Genomic DNA, 12,297 nt, shown 5'->3' on the forward strand with positions numbered 1-12,297 from the left:
TCTTTATCTTCATTCGATAAATGTAACAAAGCGAAATTGATGTTGGATTACCTCGTTTTAGTTTTGGAGGTAATCCTTTTCCATGCTTAAGACAAATTTCTTATCTTCTTTCCACATATAAAGTAAGCTATACTAGATATATTGCGAAAATATAGTAAAGGCAGGTGTAGGAATGAGTGTTTTTACAGATGTTGGATATCTAGTGCCATTAATTATGTTTGTAAATATTTTAGCAGCAATGGTCATAATTTTTTTAGAGCGTAAAGATGCCACTTCTACATGGGCATGGATTCTCGTACTATTTTTCATTCCATTAGGTGGGTTTATTTTATACTTGCTATTCGGACGACAATTAAGGAGAAAACATTTATTCCGTTGGGAAGGACGCAAAGATATTGGTATCGATAACCTCATTAGCTATCAGACAGAAGCAATCCGAGACGATACGTTCGAGTTTCGTATAGAAAATGCGGAACAGTATAAAGAAATGATTTATATGCATCTTAAAACAAATAATGCCGTACTAACACAAGACAACCACATTGATATTTTTGATGATGGTGCAGATAAATTTGAGCAGCTTCTAAAAGATATAGAGGCAGCAAAAGATCATATTCACATTCAATATTATATTTTCCGTCTAGACGACTTAGGAACACGCATTGTTACTAAACTTATTAAAAAAGCAAAACAAGGGGTTAAGGTACGTATTTTATATGATGAAATGGGCTCACGTAACGTTAAGAAACGTCATTTCAAGGAATTGCTTCATGCAGGTGGTGAAATTGAAGTATTTTTCCCATCCACTTTACCACTTATAAACCCCCGTCTAAATTTTAGAAATCACCGAAAAATTGTTGTGATTGATGGCCGTATTGGTTATATCGGTGGCTTTAATGTCGGCGATGAATACCTTGGTCTACAAAAGAAGTTCGGCTATTGGAGAGATACACATTTACGTATTGAAGGTAGTGCCGTACATCCATTACAAACACGCTTTTTACTTGATTGGAATCAAGCTTGCGAACATCAGAAAATGGGTTATTCAGACCGTTACTTCCCTGCTATCCCGAAAAAAGGCGATGTAGGCTTACAAATCGTGTCAAGCGGACCTGACTCTGACTGGGAACAAATTAAAATTGGTTATTTAAAGCTTATTAATATGGCGAAAAAATATATCTATATCCAAACGCCATATTTCATACCAGATGTTAGTTTTTTAGATGCGATTAAAATTGCGACGCTTTCAGGCATTGATGTGAGGATCATGATTCCAAATAAGCCTGATCATATGTTTGTTTATTGGGCTACATACTCATACGTAGGACAATTATTGCGTGCAGGAGCAAAAGTTTATATTTATGAGAAAGGCTTTATTCACGCTAAAGCAATTATTATTGACGATGAAGCATCTACAGTCGGAACTGCAAACCTTGACGTACGAAGTTTCAGTTTAAATTTTGAAGTAAATGCCTTTATTTATGACTCAACGATTTCACATCGACTTGCTGAGCTATTTGAAAAGGATATTTTTGATTGTACTGAATTAACATGGGAAATGTACAAAAATCGTTCTACACTGATTAAATTTAAGGAATCAATTTCACGTTTATTAACACCTATTTTGTAGAATACAGAGAAAGGAAGAGAGCTAGTTCATCATGACGAACAACTCTCTTCCCTTTTTATTTCACACCTAAATATTCTTCTAGCGTTATATTTTGTTTTTTAATATCTTTTGCTATGTCTACACCAACATAACGGTAATGCCATGACTCATACATATAACCTGTGATGTCTTCTTTATTTTTGGGGAATCGTAAAATAAAACCATAGTCTTGGGCGTGTGTAAATAACCATTGTCCTGCTGGTGTTTCACCGAATTCTTCAGTTAGCCATAAATTATCTTTACCTTTCTCCCCTATATCAAAGGCTAGACCTGTTTGATGCTCTGAATAACCTGGTCGAGCACTATAGCGATCAGCCGCAGCTTGTCCATCACGTTTAGCATAGTTATTATATAATGTTGTTTGGTATTCAAAAGATCGATAGCCGCTAAAGGCTACTAAATCAAAACCGTCTTGTTTTGCTACAGCAAACATTTTGTTTAGCGCTTGGCGTGCCTCAGGATTTTCTTCAGGCGCAAAGGTAGATGGTAGCGGATATATTTTATTCGCTAATAAAATACCATTAATATATGTTGGCTCAGTTGGTAATGTTTGATTTGGTATATAGCCATTTGCATCTGTCTTTTGCTCTGGCTTCACAGGATGATCCACTGTTTTTTTCGGCTCTTCTTTTTCAGGTGATTCTTTTTTAGTTGGTTCTGCTGTTTGTTGTTCATGTTCATCTGATGCATTACTTACCTGTTTATTTTTATAGTTATAAACTACAAAAATAGCTGCAATAAGCGCCACTGAAATTAAAGCACCAAGGATGAGTGGTAAACGTTTCTTTTTCACTATTTTTTACCCCTTTTAAAGTTATCTGGCACTACATAGTTGGCTCCTCTGTCGAAGAATTAAATCGATTACAGAAAGAACAATCCTTCAATAAGTACCGATACTAGTTTTTACTATATTGGTATAGTCTCATTTTATCACTGTTCACAATTTAGGGTGTAAGTTTTCACCAATGATTTTTAAACTTCTTTCAGCGGGTTTCCAAACACCTGTACCAGTCGCTGCGCTTTCGCACACAGGCCTAAACACAAAGTCGATTCCGGACGCTATTATGCCGAGGCATAATTGATCACTAGCTTGTTAGTCTGTGAGAACAATAATAAACACAACTATAGAAGCAATTGAGAAAAAGATTGCCATGTACTTCATCCATTTCGCCTCTTTTATATAACCTTGCTCCTTAAAGCTTTTTGCTCTAAAACCATTCGATACGGCAAACATAATCGTCATTGCCAATACCGCAAAATTAAAATTACCCATGATAATAAATACGATTGCCGCAATACTTAAAACCGCGACTAGAATAGATGATACCCACTTTATGTTCATCTTGCTGTCCTCCTAAAAAAATCGAGGCTACATAGGCGCCTCGACATAAATTATTGTATGAATTTACACTTTTTCCGGATGCTCCGAATAGAATTTTCGACCGATATATGTTTGAATAATCAACAATGCACCGCTGACTGACCAGTAAAGTGGTAGAGCTGCCATAGATGACATCGAGATAAAGACAATCATAATTGGTGAAATATAAATAAACATTTTCATTTGTGCTTTTTGTTGCTCTGGTACCGTCCATAAAGATACACGTGCCTGAACTAAATAAACAAGACCAGCTACAACTGTCATAGCGATATCAGGTGAACCTAAGCTAAACCATAAAAACTCATGCGCTTTCACATCTGTAGAATATAAAATGGAGAAATAAAGACCCATGATAATTGGCATTTGAATTAACATTGGTAAACAGCCCATATTGAGTGGATTGATACCATGTTTTTGATATAATGCCATCATTTCTTGTTGATACTGCATTTGCTCTTCTTTCGTCTTTGCTTCTTTCATCTTTTTCTGAACGGCTTCCATTTCAGGCTTAAACGCATCCATTTTCATTTTCATCTTTTGTTGCGAACGATAATTTTTTAACATAATCGGCATTAAAATTAAACGAATAAGAACCGTAATAGCGATGATTGCTAAACCATAGCTACCTGAAAACATTGTATTACCGAAAAATTCCAGTAAAAATTCCATTGGTTTTACAAAGATACTATAGAAAAAACCTTCTTTGTTTTGCACAGCTTGACAGCCACTAAGAACAAAAACGACAAGTCCAAGCATTGAAAATAGCTTCAAATTTTTCATTTTTCCACCTACTATAATTTATCAACTAAAATGAAGTATACATTATTGGGTCTATTTTTATCAAATAGCAAGTGCTACTAATTCCATCATAAAAAAAGATACGAGCTTTAGCATCGCTAATACGTCCGCATCTATTGATTAATCTTATACTAAGTGTACTTTTGTCACTCAATTATGCCTCAGCATAATTACGTTCAGAAACAGCTTTGTTCTTGTACAAAGTTGTTCTTATTTTTCAGCGGATATTTGCACACCCGCTGAAATAAGTTAAACGTTTTGCAGCTCTGATTCCGTCATCTCAAAACGATAAAACTCATGATGTAGCTCGTCTCGGAAATGTTTGGGCGTTACCCCAGTATATTTTTTAAAGATGCGGGTAAAATAGCTTTGGTTACAGAAATGGAATTGATCTGAAATAGAAGTAATACTTTTATTAGTGTGTCTAAGGTAGTACTGTGATTCTTCTACCCGACGAACATTTAGATATTCAACTAATGTAATACCAACATGTTCTCTAAAAATACGCGATAAGTGACTAGTACTAATATGGAAGTTATTTGCGATGCTTTCCACTGTTAAGTCATTTTCCAATTCATCATTTATAAACATAATTACTTTATTAACTGTCTGGTGACGGAAAGTCGGTTGCTTACGATCTGCGATAAAATAAACAAAGAAATCAATTAAATCATCAGCGAATTGTAAAAATTCAGCGTCTTTCATTTGATTTTCAATCATATCATGACAAGCAATGTTAAAAGCAAATGCTTTCTTCGAAGGAACTTGATTGTCTAGCAGTTTACGAGCAACAATTGACGACAAAACAGAAAAATAACTTCGAACAATTTTAATGACTTGTTTGCCAAAACGTATTGAAAGAATATCAATTAATTCATGCAAAGATTTCTTAGCCTTTGTAGATTCTAAATGATAGATCTCAAATATTAATTTCGACTCAATATTAAAAAATTCCTCTATACCGATGTATTGGTTAATACTATCGATTTCTTGAAAGTATCTTTTGGATATCGTTTCTGACATAGAATGTTGATGTAGTTGCATAATCTTCCCCATCTTTCCTCAGATTGCACGCATTGCTTTTACATTTTCTGACAAAAATCTATTTCATATAAGAAAATAGTATTTCCTTACTAATTGTAAGAATTGAGTCATATTTCACAATTATATAATTGAATATAACTTGAAAGTAACCCAACTAAATCACTAGTTACAAAAAAAAATAGACTATACCGTTAATTTTACCATATTTTGCGATTTCCTTTCAACCACATTTTGTCTCCTACACTAGTTCTAATTTATCATATGCACATAGTAGAAACCTCGTAAACTTAATTACCTATATTTAGATTTTACCATATACCTATCAAAATGAATTAGTAATTATTTAAAATTTGTTACAAATTATGTAATGTAATTTGCATCTTTATATTTCATCATTCGACATTTCTCTTTTTTATTCCGAAATCTTCTCTATATAATTTATACGAATATGTAGTAAAATAGATGATAATACTATTTTTAAAAGTTTAGACGAGGTGTTAATAGTGGATCCAAAACAAATAGAAGAAATTATGGAGATTATTAAGGAGTTTTTCCCTGAGAATACTTCCATTGCAATTTCCGATACAAACGAATACTTGTACTACCAAGCGAGCAAAAAAGTTGATTTGAAAATCAAACCAGGTGACCCGATTAAAGAAGGCTCTGCAGCTCATAAAGCGTTAAACTACGGACAAAAGATTAGCTCTTATATTGAGCCTGATGTATTTGGAGTAGCTTACTACGGCATGAGTATTCCTTTAATGGAGGAAGGCGAAACTAAGGGTGCAATCACTGCAATCTTCCCACAAAAGCCATCCGCATTTTTAACGAACTACATTACCATCAAAATTGATGACTGCTGGTACCCAATCAAGCATGATCAGGTTATTTATCTTGAAACACAGCTCCGAAAAACATTTGTTAAAACAATGAGTCGTGAAGGATATCACCGCTTAAATCTAAGTGATCTTGAGCTATTTTTAGCACCTGACTCATTTATACGTTGTCACCGCTCTTATATTGTTAACATTGACTACATTGATGAAATTCAACCAGATTCACATTCAACGTTTTTATTAATCATGAAAGACGGTACTCGTATTCCTGTTAGCCAACGCTACGCAAGCTACTTCCGTCGTTCTTTAGGTTTCTAATCTTTTATAAGTACAGCGAGCATTCTAAATGTTCGCTGTCTTTTTTATTGATTTACATGCACTTCATCAAAAGTTAGAGATAACACTGCTTTAAAACATATACCCATGTGATTAAGTTGATTGGAGTAGAGTCAGAGCGAGCCCTAGGATCAGCGATAGAGCGTTCAGCCGGAGCGGAAATCAACCTCACATTATATGGTTGAATTTCCAAAAGGGAAATTCTCTAAAAATAATACACCTCTACATTAAAACGTTTTCTCTGTCGAAAATTCGTTTTTATGCTCGTTTTTCCTAGTTTTACTCAATTTAATGCTATTTCTAAAGTAATTGTGACAATTTGGTGATAGTATTATTCAAATGGTTGGAGTCATACTACAACTGAATAAACAGAAAATTCTTACACGTTTTTTCTAGTTTTGTAATCGGTTTCCATCAAACTTTTTTAGGGGAGGATTTTTTAATGGATGCAATTGTTCAAAAACGCCTAGGCTTAAAAGAACTTGAAAGTAAAATTGTTACTGCTGAAGAAGCTGCAGCACTGATTTCTGACGGTGATGTAGTTGGTATGAGTGGATTCACTCGTGCGGGGGACGCAAAAGTTGTTCCTATGGCTTTAGTAGAGCGAGCTAAAAACGAAAAATTCAAAATTGATGTATATACAGGAGCTTCTTTAGGACCTGAAGTAGATAAATACTTAGCTGACGCTGGTGTTATCCGCAAACGTGGGCCGTTCCAAGGAGATGCAACAATCCGTAATTTAATTAACACTGGTGATGTCCTTTATGTAGACGCTCATCTTTCACATAACGCTGAATTAGTTCGTCAAGGAATTATCGGACCAATCAAATATTTAATCCTTGAAGCTGTTGCTATTACAGAAGATGGGTTCATTATCCCAACAAACTCTGTAGGTAACTCACCAATCTTCGCTGATTACGCTGAAAATATTATTGTCGAATTAAATATCTCTCATCCTGAAGCTTTAGTAGGTATCCACGATATCTATGTACCAGGTGAGCAAGGTCAACGTGAAGCAATCCCAATGACTGATGCTATGCAACGTATTGGTGACATCGGTATTAAAGTAGATCCAGCTAAAATTAAAGCGATCGTTATTTCTGAAGAGCCAGATGCGCCTTCATTAATCGTTCCACCAGATGAAGAAACACAAACAATGGCGAACATTTTATTAGACTTCTTCAGAGATGAAATTAAAGCTGGTCGCTTAACAAAACAATTAATGCCATTACAATCTGGTGTAGGTTCTGTTGCAAACGCTGTACTTGACGGCTTCGCAAATTCAGAATTTGAAGATTTAGTTGTTGCTTCTGAAGTACTTCAAGATGCTGTATTCAACTTAATTGATGCTGGTAAAGTTAAATTTGCAGCAGCTACTTCAATTACACTGACTGAAGAATTACAGAAAAAAGTATATGGCAATCTAGAGAAATACGCTGATAAAATTTGCTTACGTCCACAAGAAATTTCTAACCACCCAGAGCTTATCCGTCGTTTGGGTCTAATCTCAATCAACACTGCTCTTGAATTAGATATCTATGGCAACGTAAACTCAACACACGTATCTGGTACTCGTATGATGAACGGTATCGGTGGTTCAGGTGACTTTGCACGTAACGCACGTCTAGGTATTTTCGTTACGAAATCATACGCAAAAGGCGGCGCTATCTCTTCAATCGTGCCAATGGTTTCTCACGTAGACCACACTGAACATGATGTTGATGTAATCGTAACTGAGCAAGGTATTGCTGACTTACGTGGTCTTGCACCACAAGAGCGTGTACCTTTAATTATCGAGAACTGTGCACACCCAGATTACAAAGAACAACTTTGGGATTACTATAACCGTGCTCTAGAAGCAACTGGCGGCCATCAAACACCTCATATTTTAGAGGAAGCACTTTCTTGGCACGTAAATCTTGCTAAAAACAAAACAATGAAAAAAGAAGTTGCTAAAGCTTAATTTTCATCATTTAGGAACGCCTCATAGGTTTAAAACCTTATGAGGCGTTCTTTTTGGGGTAAAATTCACTTTAAATAGACTCTATGACTGCTAACAAGCCTATATCCCTCTAGGTATTGTCAGCGGGCTTGGAACTGTATTATTAGTATTAGCAACTATTAAAAAGACCTTCTCATGTAAAAATGAGAAGGTTTTATTAATTATTTATCTTGTTCCTGAATTTCTCCATTGAAGTAATTGATCCCTGTATGTCCTCCACCTTCAGCAACCATTTCATTGGAAGCTATCTTTGTTGGAGATGTTCCGGCTTCTGTCGCTACTTCAGTAGTTATACGCTCTGAAATGTTTTCATGCATCTCCATATTCGTTGTATTCAAATAAGATGCTAATTTAGATTTCGCATCATTGAACATGTTCAATGCTTTTTCACGATTTTCTTTTTTACTTAAATAAGATGCCGCTAAAGCTAACCCTGCAATCACAACACCTGTTCCTTTACTTTTTGCCATTTTAAATCCCTCCCAAAATTATAGAAACCGGCTTTACAATATATCTTTTCCCTATTTTCAGAGGACTAAACATAATTTTTATATACGTTACAGCATATATATAAAATAGAGAATTCATCTAGTAACACTTAGCCTCTATTTATAAACTAAGTCTATCTTTTCTGAGACATAAACTAATGGCCATAAACATTTTTTGTAAATCGCGATATTTTTGTAAATATTTATGATTATAAAAGACAAGCAAAGGGAATTAATGAATTAATACTACTAACAGGAGAGTGATTATTATGAACAATCTAGACTCAGTATATGATTGGGTAGATATGGCTTCGTTAATAGGTGGAGCAGCCCTCTTAACAGCACTAATTTACAGTGTTATTTTACTGTAAGGAGTATTGTCGATGATTTGTAAAAATTGAAAGGCAATCCGCTTATCTAAAAAGCAGATTGCCTTACTTTTATTGTTTGACATCATCATAAGCATTAGATTTTTCAAATGCTGCTACTACATACGAACAAACAGCTTGCATGTTATAACCTTTCTCACGTGCATAAGCTGCAGCATGATCTAACAGTTTTTTTGCTACCCCTTGACCACGGAGCTTATCTGAAACATATGTGTGATCCATTACCATTACTTGACCCTTTTGCTGCCATGTAATTTCCGCTAATTTTTCCCCGTCTTGCTTATAGACAAAAGCAAGCTTATTTTGTGCTAGCTGTTGTAATTGAAATTCCATTTCTCACCACTCCTTTTTTTCATAGTAACATAGCTTTTTACATTTTTACAAAGCTGGCGGTAGCTTAATAAAACAGCCAAGAAAAAATAAAAGAATCTGCCCACTTTCCTCTAGTAAGTTAGGAGAAAGTGTTGCAGATTCTTTGAATTAATTAAACCATGATGCAATTGTATCCTTTAGATTAACAAAGAAATTTTTCACACTCGCCCAGAATCCTGTATCTTCCATTAGTGATCCAAATTTTTCTTTAATCGTACTACTAATATCATCTAATTGTTTAGACCATTTACTAAAATCAATGTCTAGTTTACTAATTTTGTTCATCAAATCAACTAGCAATTGACGATCTTTATCACTTAAATTAATTTCAAGCTTGTTTAATTGCTCTTGCACAATCTTTTCAACATCTTCTCGAGTTGCTGGTTTTGATTCTGCTATTTGTTTTTTGATTTCTGTTAGTAATTCCGCAACCTTCGCATCGTCTACACCTGCAGATTGCGTTAGAGTAGTTGCTACAGATAGTTCGTCATTTGCAACATCTGTACGATCAGTATCAAGCTTTTCACCTGTTGTTACTTCGTATGCTTTGTATATTCCTACAAGCGCTGAATGACCTGTTACTGCTTTAGGCGCAGCAACCTGTACTGTCGCATCTTCAATACCTGCAGTTAACATAGCATTTGCATACATTTCAGAAGTAACCTGTGTAATATTTGAAGGTGTAACAATTTCTATAACTAAGCCCTCTCCTGCATTCTTACGCGTAATTTTGGCAGAAGAGTACATACGAGAGCTTGAATTACTATCTTTAATATATTTTACTAAGTCTTGACCTGAAACTGTTATTTCTTCAACTTCAGGCTCTTCTTTCACTTTTAATGACTCTTTAACAGACGCTTTTTCAGCCTCAGATAAGTTTGCACCGTATACGACGATTGGAACTCCTAGTTTTTCATCGATTGCTTTAGGTGGCGTATTATCAGCTGCGAAACCTGTTGCTGGTGCCATCATGCCAAATACTAACATAGTCGCTGTCAGTACTTTTATCCATGTTTTTTTCAAATTGTGTGACCCCTTTCGTTAGAAAACTCAATCGGCCTGAATAATGTTTGCCAATCCATTACTAAACATTAATTAGTACGAAAAAAAGACGAGAAGGTTTCAAGTAGCTCTCGTCATTTTTTTAATTCGTTCACTCTATATTAGTTAGAAGAATGTTTTCTACACTAAATTTCCTCTGTCCAACCGTCCTGCTGTTTCACTTTACCAGCTTTCATAAGCGTACCTAAAGCTCGTTTAAATGCACCTTTACTCATGTTAAACATCTCTTGAACTTCATCAGGTGAGGACTTATCTCCAAATGGCATTCTGCCCCCTACCTCTTGTAGATAATTTAAAATCTTTTGTGCATCACCTGAAATACGCTCATGCTTACGTGGTAAAAGTGAACCATTCATTGAACCATCTTCTTTTACATCAATAATACGTACAACTACGTCTTGCCCAAGACGAGGTTCTGCATTTCGCTCTGACTCATGAACAAAGATACGGTAAGGAGTCTCTACGCCTAATAAAAATGTTCCTACAGGTAATAAACGATATGGACGAGCCGTAATGTTTTTATTGTGCATATCTTCAAATGCACCTTCATACAATTCGGAAATTTTTTCCTCATTGACTAAACGTCCAAATAAATCACCATTGCGATCTGTGCGTAATGTCATAAATAAATGGTCACCTGGCGCTGGCCAAAGCTCGTTTATCGCAGGTAAATCTTCAGCTTTTATGAGGACCTCGCGTGAGGTACCGATATCTACAAAAACTCCTTCACGCTCGACTACTCTTAGAACTCGAGCCCAACCATATTCCCCTTGCACGAACGATGGTATAGCTGTTGTAGCCGCTAAATCGCCACGACGATCCACAAATAAAAATACTTCAAGGCGGTCACCTACTGCAAGTGGCTCTGTTACCTCTGAAGCATTTAAGGGTAGTTCGTCAACTCCATTTGTTAAGATCCATTTCGATGCTTGTTGCTCTAATACAGTTAACGTAACAACTTCACCTGATTTTAATTCGTTCATATTGTCTTCCTTTCCCTCTTACCATCATTTTGGCAAAAAAACTTATCCGCCGGAGGTTGTAACTTCTGTTAGCTGATGCTATATCTGCTGAAGAAGTTAAAAGTTATGATGTGTTTTCAATGCCTCTAGTTTTTTCGCGATGTCCGGATTTTCTTCCATTACCTGCACAAGATCCGCAATTCGATCGATTGAATTCCAACTTAAATGATGTTCAATTCCTTCTACATCATTGTAAATTCGCTCTTCATCTACACCAATGATTCGCAAAAATTGCTCTAGAAGTTCATGACGCTGTACAAGACGTTTTCCTAGCTTTTCTCCTTTAGGCGTCAATGTAAGGCCACGGTATTTTTCATAAACTAAATAACCATCTTTATCTAATTTTTGAACCATTTTTGTAACAGAAGAAGGAAGAACAGATAATGCTTCAGCAATGTCAGACACACGAGCGTATCCTTTATTAGTGATTAATAAATATATTTGTTCGATATGGTCCTCCATACTAGGTGTTGGCATATCTTATTCCCTCTCTTTCCTTTTCTTACTCTCTAGTTTACTACAAGCTTGCCTTAAAAGTTAACTGAAAATACATATGCCAGAAAAACAATACGTGCGCAACCTAAAAAGAGCCAACTTCATATGTTGGCTCCCCTTTAGTTGGAAAATTTGTGCCGATGAAATTAAGGTATCATTTTAAATAAGAGTAAGGCTTCACGGCAAAATGAGGGGTTGATTTCCGTTTCGACTGGGCGTTTTGTTGTTGCTGCCGCTTCGCTTTCGCACAGATAAAACATTTGTAGCTGACGCTTCGCTTTCGCTACAGAAAACATTTGCTGCTGTCGCTTCGCTTTCGCGCAGATAAAACATTTGTAGCTGACGCTTCGCTTTCGCTACAGAAAACATTTGCTGCTGTCGCTTCGCTTTCGCGCAGATAAAA

Annotated in this window: 13 protein-coding genes; 3 read left to right on the forward strand and 10 right to left on the reverse strand. The window is 35.7% G+C overall.

Annotation, left to right across the window (positions count from 1 at the left end; translation table 11 throughout):
• Nucleotides 1–172 precede the first annotated feature (172 nt).
• Nucleotides 173–1,630 carry a cardiolipin synthase gene (cls, locus tag MOK21_RS22975; RefSeq protein ID WP_249076258.1) on the forward strand — a complete coding sequence of 486 codons (1,458 nt, stop codon included), beginning with the start codon at nt 173–175 and terminating at the stop codon, nt 1,628–1,630.
• A gap of 55 nt (nt 1,631–1,685) precedes the next feature.
• Here the strand turns inward: cls and MOK21_RS22980 are convergent, their stop codons facing one another.
• The 4 genes from MOK21_RS22980 to MOK21_RS22995 form a co-directional block, all read right to left on the reverse strand.
• A complete protein-coding gene (locus MOK21_RS22980; protein WP_249076259.1) occupies nt 1,686–2,462 on the reverse strand; it encodes a M15 family metallopeptidase in 777 nt (258 codons plus the stop codon).
• A 300-nt stretch (nt 2,463–2,762) separates the two neighbouring features.
• On the reverse strand, nt 2,763–3,011 hold the full coding sequence (locus MOK21_RS22985; RefSeq protein WP_249076260.1) for a hypothetical protein: 249 nt from the start codon (nt 3,009–3,011) through the stop codon (nt 2,763–2,765).
• Between the two features lie 63 nt (nt 3,012–3,074).
• The gene (gene yidC, locus MOK21_RS22990; RefSeq protein WP_249076261.1) at nt 3,075–3,830 is read right to left on the reverse strand and encodes a membrane protein insertase YidC; all 756 of its coding nucleotides are present in this window, start codon (nt 3,828–3,830) and stop codon (nt 3,075–3,077) included.
• A 267-nt stretch (nt 3,831–4,097) separates the two neighbouring features.
• On the reverse strand, nt 4,098–4,892 hold the full coding sequence (locus tag MOK21_RS22995) for a helix-turn-helix transcriptional regulator (RefSeq protein ID WP_249076262.1): 795 nt from the start codon (nt 4,890–4,892) through the stop codon (nt 4,098–4,100).
• 503 nt (nt 4,893–5,395) lie between these two features.
• On the opposite strand from MOK21_RS22995, the gene MOK21_RS23000 reads away from it, so the two are divergent.
• Nucleotides 5,396–6,046, forward strand: coding sequence for a LytTR family DNA-binding domain-containing protein (locus MOK21_RS23000; protein ID WP_049663393.1), 651 nt, complete (start codon nt 5,396–5,398; stop codon nt 6,044–6,046).
• Nucleotides 6,047–6,506: 460 nt separating this feature from the next.
• Nucleotides 6,507–8,027, forward strand: coding sequence for a succinyl-CoA:acetate CoA-transferase ScpC (scpC, locus tag MOK21_RS23005; RefSeq protein ID WP_249076263.1), 1,521 nt, complete (start codon nt 6,507–6,509; stop codon nt 8,025–8,027).
• Nucleotides 8,028–8,227: 200 nt separating this feature from the next.
• On the opposite strand, the gene MOK21_RS23010 is transcribed toward scpC, so the two are convergent.
• The 6 genes from MOK21_RS23010 to MOK21_RS23035 form a co-directional block, all read right to left on the reverse strand.
• A complete protein-coding gene (locus MOK21_RS23010; RefSeq protein WP_249076264.1) occupies nt 8,228–8,536 on the reverse strand; it encodes a hypothetical protein in 309 nt (102 codons plus the stop codon).
• A gap of 458 nt (nt 8,537–8,994) precedes the next feature.
• A complete protein-coding gene (locus MOK21_RS23015; protein WP_249076265.1) occupies nt 8,995–9,276 on the reverse strand; it encodes a GNAT family N-acetyltransferase in 282 nt (93 codons plus the stop codon).
• Between the two features lie 147 nt (nt 9,277–9,423).
• On the reverse strand, nt 9,424–10,338 hold the full coding sequence (locus tag MOK21_RS23020; protein WP_249076267.1) for a DUF1002 domain-containing protein: 915 nt from the start codon (nt 10,336–10,338) through the stop codon (nt 9,424–9,426).
• Nucleotides 10,339–10,502: 164 nt separating this feature from the next.
• On the reverse strand, nt 10,503–11,360 hold the full coding sequence (locus tag MOK21_RS23025) for a CvfB family protein (protein ID WP_249076269.1): 858 nt from the start codon (nt 11,358–11,360) through the stop codon (nt 10,503–10,505).
• Between the two features lie 96 nt (nt 11,361–11,456).
• Complete coding sequence (gene mntR / locus MOK21_RS23030; protein WP_249076271.1) at nt 11,457–11,876, reverse strand: transcriptional regulator MntR; 420 nt, start codon at nt 11,874–11,876, stop codon at nt 11,457–11,459.
• Nucleotides 11,877–12,071: 195 nt separating this feature from the next.
• Nucleotides 12,072–12,297: hypothetical protein (locus MOK21_RS23035; protein ID WP_249076272.1), on the reverse strand; the 226-nt coding region annotated here is incomplete at its 5' end.

Origin of the sequence: Lysinibacillus sp. BPa_S21 (genome assembly GCF_023337795.1) — a bacterium.
Lineage (GTDB): Bacteria > Bacillota > Bacilli > Bacillales_A > Planococcaceae > Lysinibacillus.